This window comes from Micromonospora sp. CA-240977, from assembly GCF_050942285.1.
GTDB lineage: Bacteria > Actinomycetota > Actinomycetes > Mycobacteriales > Micromonosporaceae > Micromonospora.
In genome coordinates, this window is record NZ_CP192055.1 from 5,630,567 (window position 1) to 5,650,987 (window position 20,421).

Consider the following 20,421-nt stretch of genomic DNA (forward strand, 5'->3'; position numbering starts at 1 on the left):
CGCCGGCCGGAGGTCAGGACGCGGCGAGGATGCGGGGCAGGGCCGCGACCGCGCGGTCGATGTCCGCGTCGTCGAGGCCGAGGTGGGTGACCAGCCGGGCGGTACGGGGGCCGAGCACCGAGACGAGTACGCCCTCGGCCCGCGCGGCGACGGCCAGGGCACGCGCGTCCAGTGCGTGCTTCGTCAGGTCCAGTGCGACCAGGTTGGTGCGGACCGTGGTGGCCAGCACGCCGAACGGCCCGACGGCCTCGGCCAGCCGGGCCGCCCTCGCGTGGTCGTCGGCCAGCCGGTCGATGTGGTGCGCGAGCGCGTACCGGCCGGCGGCGGCGAGGATGCCGGCCTGACGCATGCCGCCGCCCATCCGCTTACGGATCATCCGGGCCCGTTCGATCTTCTCCGCGCTGCCCACCACCAGCGAACCGACCGGCGCGCCGAGGCCCTTGGAGAGACACACCGACAGCGTGTCGAAGAGCCGGCCGTACTCGATCAGGGGCACCCCGTCGGCGACGTGCGCGTGCCAGATCCGGGCGCCGTCGCAGTGCAACGCGACGCCCGCGTCGTCGGCGACCGCGCGCAGATCCCGCAGGGTGGCCAGCGGAATCACCCCGCCACCGCCGCGATTGTGGGTCTGTTCGACGGCGATCGCGCGGGTGGGGACGGCGAAGTAGCCGTCCGGCCGGATCATCGCGGCCACCCGCTCCGGGTCGATGTCCGCGCCGACCGCCGGCCAGGTCCGCGAGGAGATGCCGCCGTACGCGGCAGCGGCGCCGATCTCGTACGTGACCACGTGCGCGTCGGCGTCGCAGAGCAGCTCGTCGCCGGGCGACACAAGCAGTTGCAGGGCGATCTGGTTGGCCATCGACCCGCTCGGGGCGAACAGCGCCGCCTCGTGCCCGAACAGCGCGGCGACCTCGGCCTCCAGCGCGTTGACCGTCGGGTCCTCGCCGTAGACGTCGTCACCGACCTCGGCGGTGGCCATCGCCTCCCGCATCCCGGCGGTGGGCCGGGTCACCGTGTCGGAGCGCAGGTCCACGAACAGGTCAGCCACGGTCGTCCTCACTTTTCGCGTCAGCCACGGAGCATCTCCGCGACGAGGAACGCCAACTCCAACGACTGCTGGGTGTTCAGTCGGGGGTCGCAGGCGGTCTCGTACCGGTCGGGCAGGTCGAGGTCCTCGATGCCCTGGGCGCCGCCGAGGCACTCGGTGACGTCCTCGCCGGTCAACTCGACGTGCAGGCCACCGGGGTGGGTGTCCAGCCCCCGGTGCACCTCGAAGTAGCCGAGCACCTCATCGACGATGCGGTCGAAGTGCCGGGTCTTGTAGCCGTTCGACGACTCGTGCGTGTTGCCGTGCATCGGGTCGCACTGCCAGACCACCTTCGCGCCAGCGGCGGTGACCTTGGCGACGATCGGCGGCAGGGCGTCGCGCACCCGGTGGTTGCCCATCCGGCTGATCAGGGTGAGCCGGCCCGGGATGTTGTCCGGGTTGAGCTTCTCGCACAGCTCGATCGCCTCGTCCGGGGAGGTGGTCGGGCCGAGCTTGACGCCGATCGGGTTGGCGATCCGGGAGATGAAGTCGATGTGCGCGCCGCTGATCTGCCGGGTGCGCTCGCCGATCCACAGGAAGTGCCCGGAGAGCCCGTACGCCCGGCGGTCGGAGACCCGGGTGAGCGCCCGGTCGTACTCCAGGGCGAGCGCCTCGTGGGAGCAGTAGAGCGTGACGGTCCGCAGCGCCTCGTCGTCGGTCATCCCGCAGGCCCGGATGAAGGCCAGCGCCCTGTCGATCTCCCGGGCGATCGCCTCGTAGCGCTCCCCCGCCGGGGAGGTCCGCACGAAGCCCTTGTTCCAGTCGTGCACGGCGTGCAGGTCGGCGAGCCCACCGGCGAGGTACGCCCGGAGCATGTTCATCGCCGCCGCCGAGTTGGCGTACGCCCGGATCATGCGCTGCGGGTCGGCGATCCGCGCGGCGGGGTCGGCCTCCAGCGAATTGATCATGTCGCCGCGGTAGGCGGGCAGGCCGCGCGCGTCGGTGGGCAGTGAGCGGGGCTTGGTGTACTGCCCGGCGACGCGGGCGACCTTCACCACCGGCAGGGACGCGCCGTAGGTGAGCACGATCGCCATCTGGAGCAGGGTGCGGGCGTTGGCCAGCAGGTGGCTCTCGGTGTTGTCGACGAACGTCTCCGCGCAGTCACCGCCCTGGAGCAGGAACGCCTTGCCCTCGCAGACCAGGGCGAGCTTCTGCCGGAGCTGGTCCACCTCGTAGGGCGCGACGACCGACGGCACGGTGTCGAGGACCTTGCAGACCGCCGCGACGGCCGCCGGGTCGGACCAGGGCGGGACCTGCTCGCGGGGCAGCTCCCGCCATCGGTCCAGGCCGAGCGCGGCGTCCTCCGCGGAGTCGACTGTCGGTCGGCTGGTCTGCAGGCCCGGGCTGCCCACCGCGGGATGGCTCAGCTGATGCCACTCATGGCGCATGACAGAAAGCGTACGGCGACAGCCTGGGTGCCTGGGGGGCGAGGGGGACGGTTCCGGCAGATGGGAGATCAACCCGCCGGTCGCTGGTCAGGACGCGGGGGTGGGGGTGACCTCGGTCGGCGTCGGCTTGGCGGCCGGGCCGCCGCCCGGCGACTCCCCGGCGATGCACCAGTCTTTGCCCTGGCGGGTCACCGTGAACACCAGCGGCCGGGCGACGGTGCGCTTGCCGGCGGTGACCGAGACCGAGACGCTGACCTCCTGCCCGAGCGGACCGGACCGGATGTCGGTGATGGCCGCCTCGGGCACCTGGAAGTGATCGGCGAAGTCGCCGTTGGGGCCGGTGGCGGCCAGGTCGAAGCCGTCGTGCAGGAGCGCGCACAGCTGGCTCCGGCCGGCGGCGACGTCCTTCGCGGTCATCGCGTCGAGGTACGCCTGCACGCGCTCCCGGGAGCGGGCGGCGGCCTCCTCGGCGGGGGCGCGCGCGGGTTTGGCGGGCGGCTCGTCCTCGGCGTCGTCGCCGATCCCGCAGCCGACCAGGGCGACCGGCAGCAGCACCAGCCCGGCGGCGGTTGCCGCCAGCCTGCGGTGGGTCGGACGCATGACCACCTCCGTCGACTGTGAGATCGAGACCTGCCGAGCCGCGAGTCTGCCACATCGAGCTGACCCGACCCCAACGACGGCGGCCCGGCCGACGCTGGGCGTCGACCGGGCCGTCGGTTCACGGGCGGGGAGGAGCGGTGCGGGCCCCTCCCCGCCGTGTGGGTGGTGCGCCGGCCTCCGACTCAGCCGAGACCGCCCTTGATGGCGCCGATGAGCTCGCCGTTGCTCGTGTCACCGGAGAGCTCCCAGAAGAAGGCGCCACCGAGGCCCTGGTTGTTCGCGTACGTCATCTTGCCGTTGATTGTCGACGGGGTGTCGTAGCTCCACCAGTTGCTGCCGCACTTGGCGTACGCGGTGCCGGCGATCGTGCCGGTGGCCGGGCAGGTGTTCTTGAGGACCTTGTAGTCCTCGATGCCCGCCTCGTAGGTGCCCGGCGCCGCCCCGGTGGCGCTGCCACCCGGTGCGGTCTGGGTGACACCGGTCCAGCCGCGGCCGTAGAAGCCGATACCGAGCAGCAGCTTGCTGGCCGGGACGCCCTTGCTCTTGAGCTTCTGGATCGCGGCGTCGGAGTTGAAGCCCTGCTGCGGGATGCCGGTGTACGAGGTGAGCGGGGAGTGCGGGGCGGTGGGGCCCTGGGCGTTGAAGGCGCCGAAGTAGTCGTAGGTCATCGGCATGAGCCAGTTGAGGTTGCCGATGGCGCCGGCGTAGTCGGTGGCGTCGATCTTGCCGCCGTTGCTGCCGTCCGCGGTGATGGCGGCGGTGACCAGGGCGCTGGACCCGAACCTCGACCGCAGCGCGCCGATCACGTTCTTGAACGCGTTCGGGCCGCTGGTGTCGCAGGTCAGACCGCAGGCGTTCGGGTACTCCCAGTCGACGTCGATGCCGTCGAAGACGTCCGCCCAGCGCGGGTCCTCGACCAGGTTGTAGCAGCTCTCGGCGAAGGCGGCCGGGTTCTGGGCGGCCTGGGTGAAGCCGCCGGACCAGGTCCAGCCTCCGAACGACCAGATCACCTTGAGGTGCGGGTTCAGCTGCTTGAGCTTGCGGAGCTGGTTGAAGCTGCCGCGCAGCGGCTGGTCCCAGGTGTCGGCGACGCCGTCCACGCTCTCCGCCGCCGTGTACGCCTTCTCGTAGTCGGCGTAGCTGTCACCGATGGCGCAGCGACCGCCGGTGGTGTTGCCGAAGGCGTACAGGATGTGGGTCAGCTTGGCGGCCGAGCCGCTGGTCTGGATGTTCTTGACGTGGTAGTTGCGCCCGTAGACGCCCCACTCGGCGAAGTAGCCGACGACCTTCTTGCCGCCCGGGTTCGGCGGGGTGGTGGTCGGGGGTGGCGTGGTGGGTGGCGCGGTGGTGGGCGGCGCCGTGGTGGGCGGGGCGGTGGTCGGCGCGCTCGTGGTCGGCGGGCTGGTCGGGGTGCCGCCGCCGCAGGGCGCGCCGTTGACTGTGCAGTTCAGCGGCGCCTTGTAGGCGCCGGTGCCGTTGTAGCCCCAGCTGAACGAGGCGCCCGGGGCGAGGCCGCCGGCCCAGCTCTTCTTGACGGCGACGTAGTGGTTGCCGCTGCTCGTGACGTCGGCGTCCCACGCGCTGCTGATGGTGGTGCCCGATGGCAGGTCGAACTCGATGCGCCAGGTGGCGACTGTGGCACTCGACCCGTTGGTGACGGTCACCTTCGTCTCGTGACCGGTCCCCCAGTCCTGTGCCCTGGTGAACGTGGTGGTGACACTGCCGGCGCCGAACGCGGTGGTCATCGGCACCGCTGCGACGGTCACGGCGACCACGGCACCGGCCCAGAGGGCCCGGCGGAGCGATCTTTTCATGAGGCGTCTCCCGAACTGTTAGGAAACTTTCCAAAAGAGATGGTGAGACGGTACTCACGGCGTCATCACTTCGTCAAGATGTGCATGTTTCGATTTCCCCTGATGCGCGGATTGCCCCCGCTCCTCCCACCTCCGGGCCCCCGCCCGGTCGGCGCGTAGCCTCGGGCCATGACCGTCTTCGACATCTCCATCGACGCCCTCAACGGCGGCCCCGCCGACCTGGCCCGCTACCGCGGCAAGGCGCTGCTTGTCGTCAACGTGGCCTCCCGCTGCGGCCTCACCCCGCAGTACGCCGGCCTCCAGACGCTCGCCGACTCCTACGCCGAGCGCGGCCTGGTGGTGCTCGGCGTGCCGTGCAACCAGTTCGCCGGGCAGGAGCCGGGCAGCGCCGCCGAGATCAGCGACTTCTGCCAGGTCAACTACGGGGTGACCTTCCCGCTGACCGAGAAGGTCGACGTCAACGGGCCGAACCGGCACCCGCTCTACACCGCGCTGGTGGACACTCCGGACGCCGACGGGCACACCGGGGACGTCCGGTGGAACTTCGAGAAGTTCCTGGTGGCCCCGGACGGCACTGTCGCCGCCCGCTTCGCCCCCACTGTCACCCCCGAGTCCACCGACCTCCAGGCGGCGATCACCAAGGTCCTCCCCGCCTGAGCGGGCGGGCGACCGCCGGTCACCGGAGAGTGGCAACGTCCCCGGGAAGCCGCTCGGCGACAAGGGTGCGCAGTACGTTGGGCAGGACGGGCTCACGGCGCGGCCGGTCACCCGGGTAACAAGCACCACTGTCGGAATGCGTCGTGGGTGGACGGAGTTGGGAACAGGCATGACAACTGTGGGACTGATCGGCAGCGGCCACATCGGCAGCACCCTGGCCCGGCTGGCCGTGGACGCCGGCTACGACGTGGTGCTGAGCAACTCGCGCGGCCCGGAGACGCTGAAGGACCTGGTTGACGAGCTGGGCGAGCACGCAAGCGCCGGCACGGCACAGGACGCGGCACAGGTCGGCGACCTGGTGGTGGTCACCGTGCCACTGAAGGCGTACCGCGCGGTGCCCGTGGAGCCGCTGGCCGGCAAGATCGTCATCGACACCAACAACTACTACCCGCAGCGCGACGGGACCTTCCCGGAACTGGACTCGGGCGAGACCACAAGCAGCGAGTTGCTCCAGCGGCACCTGCCGGACTCCCGGGTCGTCAAGGTCTTCAACAACATCTACTTCAAGGGCCTGGCCGCGCTCCCCCGGCCCTCCGGCGCCGCCGACCGCAGCGCCCTCGCGATCGCCGGTGACGATGCCGCCGCGAAGGCCAAGGTGACGGCCTTCCTGGACCGGATCGGCTACGACACGGTGGACGTCGGCCCGCTCGCCGAGGGGTGGCGCTACCAGCCGGACACCCCGGCGTACGGCACGCTCTACTCCGCCAGCCCCACCGACTGGGAGCACCCGGCACCGGCCGACGCCGACAAGCTGCGCGCCGCCCTGGCCGCCGCGACCCGCTGAGCCACGCCGCCGCCCTCCCCACGACCACCTACCGGGTGGCCGTCCGGAGGGCGGCGGCGAGTTCCTCGTCGTAGCTGGCGATCGGCTGGCCGTCCGCGGCGTACGCGACAAGCCGGCCCTGCGCCATGTTCGCCGAACGGAACGAGAACGTGCGGCTTCCCGGGTACGCGTCGAGCAGCGGAATGGCCCGGGGCGCCCCGCCGGGCGCGGAATAGTATTCCAGGCGGGTCACCTGCGGGGAGACCACCCCGTTGACCCGGACCTTGGTCTTCTCGGCGCGGGTGCCGAAGGTGACCGGCGCGCCGGTGTCGTAGGCGGCGCACTCGACCGGGCCCCGGCAGACGAAGAAGTAGCGCGGATTGACCACGTCGTCGAGGGCGTACGCCTTGAAGGTGGGGTCCGCCCCGGCCGGCAGCGGCTGCACGGCGAAGAACGCGACAGCCACCGTGGCCGTGACGCCCACCCGCAACCAGCCCCGCCCGGCCGGCCGGCGAGACGTCCGGCTGGCGGCGACCGCGACACCGCCGAAGCCGACAAGGCACAGCAGGCTCACCCCGATCGCGCGGGCGTTCTCGAAGAGGAACTGCACACCCGGCCGCGTGGACACCGGGCCGAGGACCGCGCCCAACGAGACGACCATGGCGGCGAGCAGCCCCACGCCGGCGGCCCGCTGGGTGACACCGGACGCGCCGATCAGCAGCATCGCGGCGAGCACCGGCCACACCTGGTGGTGGGTCCAGGACACCGGGGACGCGGCGACGGTGGCGCAGCCGACAAGCACTGCCGCGTGCCCCGGGCGACCCCGCACCGTCAACTGTCGGGCCCGCAGCAGCGCCGCCGCGCACACGAGCGCCACCAGAGCGGCCCAGAGCAGGGGCAACGTCGCCTCGTCGACACCGACGCGCAGCAACATCCCGTGCACCGACTGATTGCCCAGCGAGGCGAGGTTGCCGATCCGCGAGGTCTGCCGCACGGCCTCGGTCCAGTACGTCCAGCTCTCACCGGGCAGCACCACAGCGGCGAGACCCGCGCAGGCCAGGAACGTCGCCACCGCGCGGGCGGCGTCACGGTAGCGCCCCGTGGCGAGGAAGTAGACAACGAACAGCAGCGGGGTCAGCTTGATCGCCGCGGCGACCCCCACCAGCACCCCGCGCAGCCGGGGCGGAACGAGGCCCATCCCGTCGAGCAGCGCCAGCAGCACGATGAAGACGCTGACCTGACCGAAGCGCAGGTTGCTCTGCACCGGCGCGGAGAGCATCAGCACCGTGGCGGCCACCGCCACGACCAACGGCCGCCGGGACCGCCGGGTGGTCAGCGCGACACCGACCGCCGCGGCGATGGCGACGACCGCCGCGCACGTCGCCACCAGCCAGATTCCCTGCACCACGCCCTCCGGCACGCCGGTGATCGGACCCAGCACGAGCGCGGCGAACGGCGGATACGTGAACGGCCCGCCGTTGGCCGCCCGGAACTCGTACAGCGGGCGACCAGCGTGCAGATCGGACAGTGCGCCGTAGTAGATGTGCAGGTCGGAGAGGCGGTCGTCGCGCCGCAGAACGAGCGCGCAGGACACCAGCGCGACGACGACGAAGGCCGTCCACACCAGCGCCACCCGGCGATCCCGCATCGACCGAGAATAGGCGAGCGCGACGATCCGCGGCGGCCCGACAGCGGCGGTCGCGGGGGCGGCATGCCCTCTGCCCTCGGCAGAACGGGCGCCCGGCGCCCCGGCTTCGATCCCTAGCATCGGTGGATGGAAACGACGAGAGCGCCGGCGTACGACGCCCACGCGGACTGGTACGAGGGCTTCGTCTCGGGTGCGGGTGACTATCTCCGCCGGGTGCACGCGACAGTGGCGCAGCTGCTCGGCGCGGGCGAGGGTGTCTGCCTGGACGTCTGCTGCGGCACCGGCGTGCACGCTGTCGTACCGGCCGGTCTGGGCTGGACGCCGGTGGGCGTGGACCTGTCCGGTGGGCAGCTGCGGCACGCGCGCGGGCGGTTGCCGGTGACCCGGGGCGACGCGACCGCCCTGCCGGTCGCCGACGCGTCGCTGCCGGCCGCGATGTGCGTGCTGTCCAGCACGGACCTGCCCGACTACCCGGCCCTGGTGCGCGAGGTCGCCCGGGTGCTGCGCCCCGGCGGACGGTTCGTGCACGTGGGCGTGCACCCGTGTTTCGTTGGTGCGTTCGCCGACTGGGGTCGGCATCCGAGGGTGGTCGTCGACGAGCGGTACGCCGACCGGTCGCGCAGTTTCGACAGTTGGAACACCGACGGCGTGCGGGTCCGGGTGGGCGCCTGGCACCTCCCCCTCGCCGACCTGGTCAACGCGACAACGACAGCCGGTCTGCGGCTGGTCCGGGTCGCCGAGGCGGGCTCGGGCGGAGTCCCCGACCTGTTCGGCCTCCTCGCCGTCCGGGAGCGGTAGCGACACTCCGCCGCCCGCCCAGGTGGATCTGGCCGGGTGGCGCGGGCGAAGGGCGGGACGGCCACAGAAAACATCGCGTTGGCAACTTGCGGCGAAGTCCGGTAAACGGGACTCTTTCCTCTGGGTTGCCGTCCGCTCACCAACAGTGCTTTCCGGAGGCGAGATGCACATGCTCCGTACCGCCCCCCGCCGGCTGCTCGCCGGCTCCGGCGCTCTGCTGCTCGGCACCGCCCTCGCCGCCGCCGGCACGCCCATCCCGGCCAGCGCCGCGACCGGCGCGGACACCGTCGGATACGTCCGGCTCGCCCACCTCTCCCCGGACACCCCGGCCGTCGACGTCTATCTGGCCGCGCCGGGCGCCGCGAAACCGAAGGTCTTCCCCGGGGTCGGCTACGGCGTGGTCTCCGACTATTTCGAGCTGGCCCCCGGCCGGTACGCGGTGGCGATGCGGGAGGCCGGCGCTCCGGCCAGCGACCCCCCGGTGCTCACCACCGAGGTCGCGGTCACCAGCGGCCACGCGTTCACTGTCGCCGGTGTCGGCCGGCACGCGGACCTGGGTCTGCGGGTGCTCAACGATGACCTCAGCGCGCCCACGCAGGGTCGCGCCAAGGTCCGGGTGGTGCAGGCCTCAGTGCGCACCCCGGTGCTGGACGTGGCCGCGGCGGGCGGTCCGGTGATCGCCGACGACGTGCAGTTCGCGTCCACGACCGAGTACGAGCAGGTCGAGCCGGGCAGTTGGCGGCTGCGGCTGGCGGGTGCCGACGGGCCGAGCACCGACGCGGAGGTGCGGCTCACCGGCGGCGCGGTCTACTCGCTGCTCGTGCTCGACGCGAAGGAGGGCGGGCTCACCGCTGAGCTGCGCCGCGACGCCGAGGGCGGCACCGTCGTGCCCGCCGGCGGGGTGGACACCGGCGCCGGCGGCACCGCCAGCGCCGGACTCGACGCGTACCCCCTGGTGGCCGGTGGAGTGGCCGCGGCGGCCGTCGCGGTGACTCTGCTGCTGTGGCGCCGGCGGCGGCGCACCACCTGGTGAACGCCGGGCCGGACCCGTCGATCCGGCGGCATCGGGACCGCCGGATCCCGCCGGCCGCGCTGGTCGCGGCCGGCGCGGCGGTCTGCCTGGCCGCCGCCGCCGGGGTCGGGCTGGCCGACGCCGACCCGCCGCCACCGGTGGCGACCTGGCACCCCGGCTGCACCGACGACTGTCCACCGACGGCCGCCGCGCCCGCGCCACACGGTCCACCCACGCGGGTACGCGTACCGCGCATCGGTGTCGACTCCACCCTCACCGTGCTCGGCCTGGACCGGGCCGGTGCGCTGATCCCGCCGAGCGACTTCGGCACCGCCGGCTGGTACGGCGGCGGCCCGGCGCCCGGCGACACCGGCCCGGCCGTGCTCGCCGGGCACCTGGACTCGCGGCGCGGTCCGGCGGTGTTCGCCCGCCTCGGTGAGCTGCGTCCCGGTGACCGGGTCGAGGTGTGGCGCGGCGGGCAGCGGCTGGCGTTCCGGGTGACCGGCTCGCTGCGTACCCGCAAGGACCGCTTTCCGACCGAAGCGGTCTACGGGCCGACGCCCGGCGCGGAGCTGCGGCTTGTCACCTGCGGGGGCGACTTCGACCGGCGCAGCGGGCACTACCGGGACAACGTCGTGGTGTTCGCGGTGACCGAGGCCGCCAGCCCGGCGCTGCCGGACTCCGCCGCCGGCTGACCCGCACCCGTCCCGACTTGATCAACTCGGTTTCAAGGAAGTCGCGGTGTCCGGCGTGCCCCGATACCGCGTTTTCCACGAACCCGAGTGGATCACGGGATCACCCGGCGGGCGGGTGGCGTCAGCGCGGCGGGCGGGCACCCCGGCGGGTGGGTGGCGTCAGAGCGGGCGGCGGCCGGCGAAGCCGCACTCGGCGCGGTGGTACCAGCGCACGTCCGAGTCGCCCTCCAGCCAGCACCAGAGCACGGCGCGGCCGGCGCGCTCGCCGGGGAAGTCGAGCAGGACCGGGGCGATGCCCTTGACCTGGATGTCGTGCTGGTGCAGCTCGTCGACGACGGCATGCAGTCGAGCTTCCAGCCCCTTGACCTCGGCCAGCCCGCCGAGCGCGCTCACGCCGTGGTCGGCCAGGTCGACGCGCAGCTCGGCCAGGTCGGCCCGGACCCGGATCAACTCGTCGACGCGCGGCTGCAGGGTGGCCACCAGGTGCCGGGCCTGGGCAAGTGTGAACACCGGGCCAGTATGCGGCACACCCGGCCCCGCGACGCACCCCGACGGTCACCCACCCGGACCGCGGCCATCCCGCCCGCGACGGTCAGCGGGTCAGTCGGCCTGGGCGGCCAACTCCCGGGCACGATCCCGGGCGGCCTCCAGCGCGGCGAGCAGCGCCGCCCGTACGCCGTGCTTCTCCAACTCCCGGATCGCGGAGATGGTGGTGCCGGCCGGCGAGGTGACCGCCTCGCGCAGCTTGACCGGGTGCTCCCCGGAGTCCCGCAGCATCACCGCGGACCCGATGGCGGTCTGCACGATGAGTTCGTGCGCCACCTGCCGGGGCAGCCCGAGCAGGATTCCCGCGTCGATCATGGCCTCGACCAGCAGGTAGAAGTACGCCGGCCCGGAGCCGGAGAGCGCGGTGACCGCGTCCTGCTGTGACTCGGGCACCCGGATCGTCTGGCCGAGGGGCTTGAACATCTCCTCGGCCAACGCCAGGTGCGCCCCGGTGGCGTACGCGCCCGCCGAGATCGCCGTCATCGCCTCGTCGACAAGCGCCGGGGTGTTCGTCATCACCCGGACCACCGGGGTGCCCTCGGGCATCCGGCGGTTGAAGAAGCTGGTGGGCAGCCCGGCGCAGAGCGAGATGACGAGCTTGTCGGCCGGCACCTTGGGGCCGATCTCGTCGAGCAGCGCGGCGGCGTCCTGCGGCTTCACGGAGACCGCGAGCACCGCCGCCTCGTCCACGGCGGTCAGGTTGTCGACGACCCGTACGCCGTAGCGGGCGGTCAGCTCGTCGGCGCGGGCCGGCCGGCGGGCGGTGGCCAGCAGCCGGTCCACCGGCCATCCCGAGCGGAGCAGCCCGGAGAGCATCAGCTCACCGATCTTGCCCGCGCCAATGACCGCGACCGTGTGCACCCCGGCTGACATGTCGGCCCGTACCCCCTCGCGTCTGGTCGTGGCACGGCGGACCCGCGGGCCCGCCGTGCCGCCAACCGTCGATCAGCTGCCGAAGAAGACCTCGGCCTCGGCGTACCGCTCCAGCGGCACGGTCTTCAGCTCGCGGGTGGCCTCCGCGAGGGGCACCCGGACGATGTCGGTGCTCTGCATCGCGACCATCTTGCCCCAGTCGCCGTCGTTGACCGCGTCGATGGCCTGCAGACCCAGGCGGGTGGCGAGCACCCGGTCGAAGGCGGTCGGGGTGCCACCGCGCTGGATGTGGCCCAGCACCACGGTGCGGGCCTCCTTGCCGGTCTTGGCCTCCAGCTGCTCGGCCAGCCACTGGCCGATGCCGCCGAGGCGGACGTGGCCGAACGAGTCCAGCTCCTGGTTGGCGAGGACCATCTGGCCGTCCAGCGGCTGGGCGCCCTCGGCGACCACGACGATCGGGGCGTACTGGTGCTGGAAGCGCTTCTCGACGTAGCCGGCCACCTGGTCGACGTCGAACTGCCGCTCGGGGAGCAGGATCACGTTGGCGCCGCCGGCCAGGCCGGCGTGCAGGGCGATCCAGCCGGCGTGCCGGCCCATCACCTCGACGACCAGGGTGCGGTGGTGGCTCTCCGCGGTGGTGTGCAGGCGGTCGATGGCCTCCATCGCGATGTTGACAGCGGTGTCGAAGCCGAAGGTGTAGTCGGTGGCGCCGAGGTCGTTGTCGATCGTCTTCGGCACGCCGACCACGTGCACGCCCAGCTCGTAGAGCTTGGTGGCCACGCCGAGGGTGTCCTCGCCGCCGATCGCGATCAGCGCGTCGACACCCTGGGTGGCGAGGTTGTCCTTGATCCGCTCGACGCCGTTCTCGATCTTGAACGGGTTGGTCCGGGACGAGCCGAGGATGGTGCCGCCGCGGGGCAGGATGCCACGGACGTCAGCGATGCCGAGGGGCCGGGACAGACCCTCCAGCGGGCCCTTCCAACCGTCCCGGAAGCCCACGAACTCGTGACCGTAGGTGGCGACGCCCTTGCGGACCACCGCCCGGATGACCGCGTTGAGACCTGGGCAGTCGCCGCCGCCGGTGAGCACGCCGATACGCATGATCCGCTCATCCTCCTGGAGCATCAGGTAAAGCCCGAATTGCCCCAGGGTATGTGTCAGGTCAGACCATCGGCGCCGTTGCCGGCCCGGGGCGGGCCGTCACTGCGAACTGTAGTCGGCCCGCCGGTGCGACGACAGCGCGCCCCGGGGCGGCTGGCTGGCGCTCGCTGCTCAGAACGTCACCTCGTGGTTCTCGCCGGCCTCCGGCGGCCGCCCGGTGAGGGCGGCCTTCGCGTAGCCGAGCAGGTTGACAACGGTGCTGCTGGCCGAGTCCCAGTACTCGGCGGAGCTGGCGTGCACCTTGATCAGGGTGAGCCCCGGGGTGTCCAGCCCATCGGGGAACCACGCCTTGAGCAGCGGGTTCCACAGCCGCTCGGCCCGCGCCCTGTCGAACCCCTCGGTGGCGGTGCCGGAGATCGACACCCAGGCGTTGTGCTTCTGGTCGGAGAAGGCGACGTTGACCTCCGGGTTGACCCGGAGTTGGCGGATCTTGGCCGATTCGGCGTGGGCGAAGAACCACAGCTCGCCGTCGAACTCGGCCTCCTGGAGCCCCATCGGCCGGCTCACCTGCCGCCCGTCCAGAGCGGTGGTGGTGAGCATGCAGATCCGGGCGGCCCGGGCCAGCTCGGTGACCCGGGTCCGAGCCTCGGCGGCGCTTGTCGGCTGGTTGCTCATTGCACTCTCCCTCGGATCGGCTGGTCGAACCGATGCCCGGGACAGAACCGGCCAAACCTCCGACGGTACGACCGCGGGTCAGCGGATCGTCATCGACCGCCGGCCGTCATCGCCCGCCAGCGGGCCAGATTGTGCCGAGCATCGACCAGAGCGTCGTGCCGGGCCGCGTCGGCGTCCGGCAGGGGCGGCCGACCACTGTCGTCCCAGAGCTGCCGCAGCTCCTTGGTGTAGCGGGGAATCTCCCGGGGCAGCGCCGGCATCGCACCCCAGAGCTGGGCGAGCACCACATGGTCGTACGCGGCGTACCAGGCCCACAGCTCCAGCTGCTCCCCCGGCCGGTCCCGGATCGGCTCGACCAGGAAGTCGTACAGGTCGTCGCGGATGCGCTCGCGCGACCGCCAGGCCCGGTCCGCCGGGGACGGCAGTTTGTCAAGCACGTTGCGCCGGACCCAGGGCACGGCACGGGAGTCGTCGAACTCCGTGGAGACCGCGTAGAACTCGCGGCCGTACTCGTCGACGACACCGATCGAGACGAGGTCGACGGTCGTGCCGTCCTCGATGAACTCGCAGTCGTAGAAATAGCGGTAGACCATTCCCGCCATCCTCGCCCACCGCCGCCCGGCCGCGCCCGGCGGGGGCCACCGCACCCGCTGACGGGCCGGAGCGGCACCTCAGTGACGGTACGCGGCAGCTCGCGACGGTCACGGAAGTGCTTCGAGGGGTGTACAGCAAGCGACCGGACCGTCATGATCTGATGTGTACCGCTACCGGATGCCGAATCGGTGTCAGTTCACCTTGTCAGGGCCATCAGGTTCACCCGGTGAGCGAGTTTGTGGTCCATGACCGGGGAGGGGTTGGGCCGTGGAGATGCGCCTGCCGGAGCCGGGTGACGCGCTCACGGGTGTTGAGATGTTCGCTGGTTTGGAACCCGAGGTGCGGCAGCGCGTCATCGCCGCCGCCGTTCCGCGTACCTATCGCAAGGGCCAGTTGCTCTTCGTGGAGAACGACCCGGGTGAGTCGCTGATCGTGCTGCGCCGCGGCGCGGTGGCCGTCTTCCGCACGGCGCCCACCGGCGAGCGGGCCGTGCTGTCGGTGATCCGTCCCCCGGACGTGCTGGGCGAGGTCTCCCTGCTCGACGCGTCCACCCGGTCCGCCTCGGCCGAGGCCATCGAGGACTGCGCGGCGCTCGCGCTCTCCCGGGGCGCGTTCATGGAGCTGGTGCACTCCAACCCCCCGCATCCTGGACGCGGTGATGCGCTCGCTGGGTGGGCTGATCCGCCGGCTGACCGAGCAGAACGCCGACCACGTCTTCCTCGACCTGCCGGGTCGGGTGGCCAAGACGCTGGTCCGGTTGGCCGGCGAGAGCCAGGCCCCGATGATCACGATCGAGCTCAACCAGAGTCAACTGGCCGAGATGGCCGGTGGCTCCCGGCAGAGCGTCAACCAGGCGATCGGTTCGTTCGCCAGCCGCGGCTGGCTGCGTACGGAGGGGCGCCGGATCGTGGTGACCGACGTCGCGGCGCTACGCCGCCGCGCCGGCATGAACGACCGCTGACACCTCACGAACAGCACGGAAACGGCCGGTTCGCCCACTGGCGACCCGGCCGTTTCGGCGTTATCGGCGTGCTGTCACGCCCCGGAGCTGCCCGGCCCGGCCCACTTGTCCGGGCCCTTGCCGTCACCACCCGCGCCGTGGGTCTGCTCGATGACGATGCCCTCGGCCTGCAGCGTGGCGAGCGTGGCGGCGTCGACGTCCACCGAGTCGCCCGCGGCGTGGCTGACCCCGTTGCCGTCGGTCCAGTCGCTCTCCAGCTTGACGTACACCATTGACCTGTCCCCCTCTGGTCCCTGATCGATATCTGGCCGCCTGAATCTAGTCGGTCAGCACCCTCGGTGACTGTCCACAAGCCAACAGGCCAGTACCTGACAGCGGCCGAAGGGGGCGATAATCCTGGTCAGGGGACGCCATCGGCGTCGACCCGTTCGCCTCCCGGGGGGAGATGTCATCGCCGCGCAGTGTGGACGCTGTGGACGCACGGCCGCCGACGGGGACCGCTTCTGCGGCGGCTGCGGCGCCGAGCTGGGCGCCGTGTGCCCGCACTGCCTGCGCCCGCTCGCCTCGGACGTCACGTTCTGCACGTCCTGCGGGTCGCCCCGACCGGGCGCGGACCGACCGGCCGCGGTCACCCCGCAGGAGGACCGCCGCCGGGTGAGCGTGCTCTTCGTGGACCTGATCGACTTCACGCCGTACGTGGAGCGCACCGACCCGGAGCAGGTCCGTGGCATGCAGACCGGGTTCTTCTCCGCCGCCCGTCGCGTGGTCGGTCAGTACGGCGGGGTGGTGGAGAAGTACATCGGCGACGCGGTGATGGCGCTCTTCGGCGCCCCGATCGCCACCGAGACCGACGCGCTGCGCTGCGTACGGGCCGGTCTGGAGCTGCAACGGGTGCTCACCCGGTTCGCGCCGACCGGCAGCGACGAGTTGCGGTTCCGGGTGGGGGTGGCCACCGGCGAGGCGCTTGTCGACGTGGCCGCCGCGCGCGACGGCGGACAGGCCATCGTGGCCGGTGACGTGGTGAACACCGCGTCCCGGATGCAGTCGGTCGCGCCACCCGGTGGGGTGCTGGTCTGCGGCACCACCCACGCGCTCACCAAGGACGCGATCCGCTACGAGGAGCAGCCCCCGGTCACCCTGCGCGGCCGGTCGTCGCCGACCGAGGTGTGGCTCGCCCTGTCCCCGCTGCGTCGCCAGCCCACCGACCGGGAGCCGGACACCACACCACTTGTCGACCGGGAACACGAGCTGGGGATGCTCGTCAACGCCCTGCACCGGTCGCTGCGCGACCGGCGACCGCAGGTGGTCACCATCTTCGGCCGGGCCGGCATCGGCAAGAGCCGGCTGCTGCGGGAGCTCTACCGGCACACCGGCCGGCTTGTCGACGAGCCGCTGACCTGGCGTACCGGGCGCTGCCCGCCGTTCGGGGAGAACGTCACCTTCGCCGCGCTCGCCGACATCGTGAAGTCCGAGGCCGGCATCCTCGACACCGACCCGGCGACAAGCGCCGCGCAGCGGCTGACCGCCGCCGTGGGCGAGTTGGTCGGCCCGGGCGAACGGGACCGGGTGGTGGACGCGCTGCGCCCGCTTGTCGGGCTGCCCGGCACGCCGCTGCCGGCCGAGGAGGCGGAGTCGGCGTGGCGTCGCTTCCTGCTGGCGCTGGCCGCCCAGCGTCCGACCGTGCTGGTCTTCGAGGACCTGCACTGGGCCGACGACGCGATGCTGCGGTTCGTGGAGCTGCTCGGGGCGGCGGCCCGCGACGTGCCGCTGCTGCTGCTCTGCACCGCCCGTCCGGAGTTGGTCGACCGGGACCCGAGCTGGGCCGGGACGATCACCGGCTCGGTGACGATCACCCTGCCGCCGCTGCGCGACACCGGCATCGCCGCCCTGTACGCGCACCTGTTCGGCCAGGCGGCGTTCTCCGCCGACATGCTGACCCCGTTGATCGAGGTGGCCGGCGGCAACCCGCTCTACGCGCACGAGTACGTCCGGATGCTGATCGAGCAGGGGGCGCTGCGCCAGTCGGGGCGGGGGTGGTCGCTGGACAAGCAGCTTGAGCTGACCATGCCGGAGAGCGTGCACGCGGTGATCGCCAACCGGGTGGACCTGCTGGACGCCAAGGACCGCGCGGTGCTGCTGGCCGCGTCGGTGGTGGGGGTGCAGTTCTGGCCCGGCGCGGTCGCCACCGCGCTCGGGCTACAGGTCGAGTCGGTCGAGCGTTCGCTGCGCCGACTCGAACAGCGCGACTTCGTGCACGAGCAGGCCGCGTCGACGATGGCCGGGCAGGCGGAGTTCCGGTTCCGCCACGTGCTGGTCCGCGACGTCTGCTACCAGCGGTTGCCGCGCACCGAGCGGGTGGCCCGGCACGAACGGGCCGCCGACTGGCTCGACGCGCTGTCGCACTCCCGCGACACCGACCTGGCCGAGGTGCTCGCGCACCACCGCTGGGCGGCGCACGAGATCGCCCGCTCGCTGGGCATGCAGGTGCGGCGCTACGCCGGGCCGGCGCGGCAGGCGCTGCACCGGGCGGCCAGGCGGGCGTACGCCCTGCACGGGTTGGACGCGGCGGCCAGCCACGCGGGCCGGGCACTCGGCCTGGCCGACGACACCGACCCGGTGGGCCGGCTCCAGTTGGAGCTGCTGAGCACGGAGATCTCGTTCTACCGGGACGGCAACGCGTTCCTCTCCGGCGGCGGGCCGGAGCAGGTGCACACGCTCGCCGACCAACTGCTGTCGCACGGTGACAACGCCTGCGCCGCCCGGGCGTGGACGCTGCTCGGCCAGGCCGCCTGGCTGCGGGCCGACCGCGGTGAGGCGTTGGCCTGCCTGGATCGCGCGGTGCAGCTGTTCGAGCCACTGCCGGACACCCCGCAGAAGGCGGACGCGTACGCCGAGATGGGCCGGCTGCACATGCTCAACTACGAGCGGGACCCGGCCGTGGCGGCGGCGGACACGGCGGCCGAGATCGCCGAGCAGTTGGGCCTGACCGAGACCAGCACCAACGCGCGGATCACCGCGGCCACCGCCCGCTACCAGTCCGGGGACCGGGTCGGCCTGGACGAGCTGCACGCGATCGTCGAGTTCGCCCGGGCCGGTCAACTGCTGGCGCTGCCCCGGGCCACCCAGAACCTCGCCTGGGCGATCCGGGAGGAGGGTGACTGGCTGCGGTCCAACGCCCTGCTCTCGGCCGCGCCGGCGCGCACCGCCAGCGGTCAGACCCTGACCACCAGTTACTCGGCGGAGGCGATGCGCGCCTGGTTCGACGGCGACTTCGGCCGGCTCCTCGCCGCGGCGGAGGCGTTCGTGGACACGCCCACCGGGAGTTGGGACATGCAGGTGCGCGGGTTGCGCTGCTGTCTGCTGGTGCTGCGCGACGACGAGGATCCGGACGACCTGACCGACGCGTTGGACACCGCGCGGCGCAGCGGGTTCCACCGGCTGCTCTGGACGATGCTGAGCATGGCCGCGTTGTGTCGGGCGTTGCAGGGGCGCGACACCGAGGCCGCGGAGCTGATCGAGGAGCTGGATGACTGTTGGTCGGCGGTGCCGGCCCTGGCCAGCGGCGAGTGGATCGCCGCGGCCGCGTACGCCGCCGCCCTGAGCGGTCGGGACGCGGCGGTGCGGGTCCGCACGATGCTGGGCCGGGTCGGGCACCGCACGCCCTGGTCGGAGGCGGCGTTGCGGACCGTGACGGCGGCCCTGGCCGCGGCGGACGGCGACCACCGGCGCTCCGCCGAGCTGTACCTGGCCGCCGCCGAGACCTACGAGCGGATCCCGGACGTCAGCGACCGGGTGTTGGCGCTCGCGCTCGCGGCGGCGGAGCTGTCCCGCGCCGGCGACCCGGCAGCCGCACGGACGACCCGCGCGGAGGTACGCACCTTCGCGCTGCGCAACGACGCCCCCGGCCTGCTCGCCCTGGCCAGCCGGCCGATCAGCCCGACCGGGCCGGCGGTGGCGTGCTGATGGCGCTGGTCGCGCAAGAACGGACAAAGAGCCCCGGTCGCGACCTGCGGGGGCAGCCGTGACTTTGCAAGACGCGACACAACGCACTCCCGGAACCATGCCCTGACGTGTCACGATTCAGAGCACGGCGTGCGGACGGGCGTCGAGGGTCGCGCCGCGAGGCGCTTAAGGGGGATGTCCGGGTGTCAGCGGGTGGTGCCCGCCGGGGACGGCGGGACAACGGGCTCGACGCGAACGAGTACGCCGTCGTCGGCGACGTCGATCCGCGCGTCGGCGAGCACCTGCTCGACGTGCTGGCCGCTGGCGGGATCGCCGCCTACCTGCAACCCTCCGCCGACCTCAACCCGGTCACCCGCACCACCACCGTTCCGGCCCGGCCGGTCGACCGGCTCTACGTCGACCGTTCCCACCTGACCACCGCACGGGACTATCTGACCCAGCTCGCCGACGAGACCACCCCGGAGCAGCCGGCCGCACGCGACGAACCGGACATCGACGCCGAGTGGGCGCGGATCGTGGCCAGCTTCCACACCTCCTCCACCGTCGGCGACCACCCGTGGCCGGCCTCGGAGGACGTGGACGAACGGGACGCCCGGGACGAGCCGACAGCCGGCCCGCTGGCCCGCTCGGGGACCGACGAGCCGGGTCCGACCGCCACCGACACCCGCCGGCTGCCGTCCGCCACCGACATCTCCGGGATTTCCGTGGGGCGCGGCACCCGGCCGGACGAGCCGTCGCTGCTGGACGGGTTGGACACCTTCGGGGCCGACCTGCCCGACGACGAGGACGACGAGGGTTACCACCCGCCCCCGCCGCCGCCGCTGCCCCGGGTCAGCAAGTACGCGGTGATCGGTGTGCTCGGGGTGGTCGTCGGGTTCGTGCTCTTCCTCTTCCCGTCGCTGCTCCCCATCGACCGCTCGGCGGTCACCCTGTTCGGGTTCACCGGCATCCTTGCCGGTTTCGTCACGCTGATCTGGCGGCTGCGCCCCGGCGACGAGGACGACGACGACCCGGACAACGGCGCCGTCGTCTGATCCCGGCCCGCATCCCGGGACGGCGCCGACCCGCCGGGCGCGTAACAGTGGTGTAACTTACTGTCAGTAGGAATACCGCTGTACGTCACTTCCCCCGCTGACTGACCGGTTTTCCCTTGCTCGTGGCGGTCAGTCCTCTGCTGATCGGAATG

General features: G+C 72.5%; 18 protein-coding genes and 1 pseudogene. 8 read left to right on the forward strand and 11 right to left on the reverse strand.

All coding sequences use genetic code 11. The features are described from left to right. Positions 1–13: 13 nt before the first annotated feature. The 4 genes from ACQPWW_RS25330 to ACQPWW_RS25345 form a co-directional block, all read right to left on the reverse strand. The gene (locus ACQPWW_RS25330) at positions 14–1,048 is read right to left on the reverse strand and encodes a threonine aldolase family protein (protein WP_433126000.1); all 1,035 of its coding nucleotides are present in this window, start codon (positions 1,046–1,048) and stop codon (positions 14–16) included. 20 nt (positions 1,049–1,068) lie between these two features. Beyond that, on the reverse strand, positions 1,069–2,475 hold the full coding sequence (locus ACQPWW_RS25335; protein ID WP_433126001.1) for a class II 3-deoxy-7-phosphoheptulonate synthase: 1,407 nt from the start codon (positions 2,473–2,475) through the stop codon (positions 1,069–1,071). Between the two features lie 87 nt (positions 2,476–2,562). Beyond that, complete coding sequence (locus ACQPWW_RS25340) at positions 2,563–3,075, reverse strand: nuclear transport factor 2 family protein (protein ID WP_433126003.1); 513 nt, start codon at positions 3,073–3,075, stop codon at positions 2,563–2,565. Between the two features lie 182 nt (positions 3,076–3,257). Next, the gene (locus ACQPWW_RS25345) at positions 3,258–4,889 is read right to left on the reverse strand and encodes a glycosyl hydrolase family 18 protein (RefSeq protein ID WP_433126004.1); all 1,632 of its coding nucleotides are present in this window, start codon (positions 4,887–4,889) and stop codon (positions 3,258–3,260) included. A gap of 168 nt (positions 4,890–5,057) precedes the next feature. On the opposite strand from ACQPWW_RS25345, the gene ACQPWW_RS25350 reads away from it, so the two are divergent. Both ACQPWW_RS25350 and ACQPWW_RS25355 read left to right on the forward strand, forming a co-directional pair. Further along, complete coding sequence (locus ACQPWW_RS25350) at positions 5,058–5,546, forward strand: glutathione peroxidase (protein WP_433126005.1); 489 nt, start codon at positions 5,058–5,060, stop codon at positions 5,544–5,546. A gap of 169 nt (positions 5,547–5,715) precedes the next feature. Then, positions 5,716–6,390 (forward strand): NADPH-dependent F420 reductase, encoded by a 675-nt coding sequence (locus ACQPWW_RS25355; RefSeq protein ID WP_433126006.1) that lies wholly within the window; start codon positions 5,716–5,718, stop codon positions 6,388–6,390. Positions 6,391–6,418: 28 nt separating this feature from the next. On the opposite strand, the gene ACQPWW_RS25360 is transcribed toward ACQPWW_RS25355, so the two are convergent. Next, a complete protein-coding gene (locus tag ACQPWW_RS25360; RefSeq protein ID WP_433126008.1) occupies positions 6,419–8,017 on the reverse strand; it encodes a glycosyltransferase 87 family protein in 1,599 nt (532 codons plus the stop codon). Positions 8,018–8,143: 126 nt separating this feature from the next. On the opposite strand from ACQPWW_RS25360, the gene ACQPWW_RS25365 reads away from it, so the two are divergent. The 3 genes from ACQPWW_RS25365 to ACQPWW_RS25375 all read left to right on the forward strand — a co-directional run bounded on the left by ACQPWW_RS25365 (position 8,144) and on the right by ACQPWW_RS25375 (position 10,522). Beyond that, positions 8,144–8,815 carry a class I SAM-dependent methyltransferase gene (locus tag ACQPWW_RS25365; RefSeq protein WP_433126009.1) on the forward strand — a complete coding sequence of 224 codons (672 nt, stop codon included), beginning with the start codon at positions 8,144–8,146 and terminating at the stop codon, positions 8,813–8,815. A gap of 163 nt (positions 8,816–8,978) precedes the next feature. Continuing rightward, entirely contained in the window at positions 8,979–9,848 is an 870-nt protein-coding gene (locus tag ACQPWW_RS25370) for a DUF4397 domain-containing protein (protein WP_433126010.1), read from the forward strand. Continuing rightward, complete coding sequence (locus tag ACQPWW_RS25375) at positions 9,818–10,522, forward strand: class F sortase (protein ID WP_433126011.1); 705 nt, start codon at positions 9,818–9,820, stop codon at positions 10,520–10,522. Before ACQPWW_RS25370 ends, ACQPWW_RS25375 begins: the two co-directional genes overlap by 31 nt. Before the next feature lie 159 nt (positions 10,523–10,681). Here the strand turns inward: ACQPWW_RS25375 and ACQPWW_RS25380 are convergent, their stop codons facing one another. The 5 genes from ACQPWW_RS25380 to ACQPWW_RS25400 all read right to left on the reverse strand — a co-directional run bounded on the left by ACQPWW_RS25380 (position 10,682) and on the right by ACQPWW_RS25400 (position 14,310). Then, positions 10,682–11,032 (reverse strand): DUF2203 domain-containing protein, encoded by a 351-nt coding sequence (locus tag ACQPWW_RS25380; protein ID WP_357105275.1) that lies wholly within the window; start codon positions 11,030–11,032, stop codon positions 10,682–10,684. Positions 11,033–11,122: 90 nt separating this feature from the next. Continuing rightward, positions 11,123–11,941, reverse strand: a complete 819-nt coding sequence (proC, locus tag ACQPWW_RS25385) for a pyrroline-5-carboxylate reductase (protein WP_433126012.1) — start codon at positions 11,939–11,941, stop codon at positions 11,123–11,125. 72 nt (positions 11,942–12,013) lie between these two features. After that, positions 12,014–13,042, reverse strand: coding sequence for a 6-phosphofructokinase (locus tag ACQPWW_RS25390; RefSeq protein WP_357811949.1), 1,029 nt, complete (start codon positions 13,040–13,042; stop codon positions 12,014–12,016). A gap of 171 nt (positions 13,043–13,213) precedes the next feature. Beyond that, entirely contained in the window at positions 13,214–13,717 is a 504-nt protein-coding gene (locus ACQPWW_RS25395) for a pyridoxamine 5'-phosphate oxidase family protein (RefSeq protein WP_433126013.1), read from the reverse strand. Between the two features lie 89 nt (positions 13,718–13,806). After that, positions 13,807–14,310: a polyadenylate-specific 3'-exoribonuclease AS gene (locus ACQPWW_RS25400; RefSeq protein WP_433126014.1), complete on the reverse strand. Its 504-nt coding sequence runs from the start codon at positions 14,308–14,310 to the stop codon at positions 13,807–13,809. Positions 14,311–14,578: 268 nt separating this feature from the next. On the opposite strand from ACQPWW_RS25400, the pseudogene ACQPWW_RS25405 reads away from it, so the two are divergent. Further along, a pseudogene (locus tag ACQPWW_RS25405) lies at positions 14,579–15,272 on the forward strand (Crp/Fnr family transcriptional regulator). Positions 15,273–15,346: 74 nt separating this feature from the next. On the opposite strand, the gene ACQPWW_RS25410 reads toward ACQPWW_RS25405, so the two are convergent. Further along, positions 15,347–15,544 carry a hypothetical protein gene (locus tag ACQPWW_RS25410; protein ID WP_433126015.1) on the reverse strand — a complete coding sequence of 66 codons (198 nt, stop codon included), beginning with the start codon at positions 15,542–15,544 and terminating at the stop codon, positions 15,347–15,349. A gap of 178 nt (positions 15,545–15,722) precedes the next feature. Here ACQPWW_RS25410 and ACQPWW_RS25415 point away from each other — a divergent pair, with 178 nt between their 5' ends. Both ACQPWW_RS25415 and ACQPWW_RS25420 read left to right on the forward strand, forming a co-directional pair. Continuing rightward, entirely contained in the window at positions 15,723–19,235 is a 3,513-nt protein-coding gene (locus tag ACQPWW_RS25415; protein WP_433134554.1) for an adenylate/guanylate cyclase domain-containing protein, read from the forward strand. Positions 19,236–19,417: 182 nt separating this feature from the next. Further along, positions 19,418–20,269: a DUF308 domain-containing protein gene (locus ACQPWW_RS25420; RefSeq protein WP_433126017.1), complete on the forward strand. Its 852-nt coding sequence runs from the start codon at positions 19,418–19,420 to the stop codon at positions 20,267–20,269. Positions 20,270–20,421 lie beyond the last annotated feature (152 nt).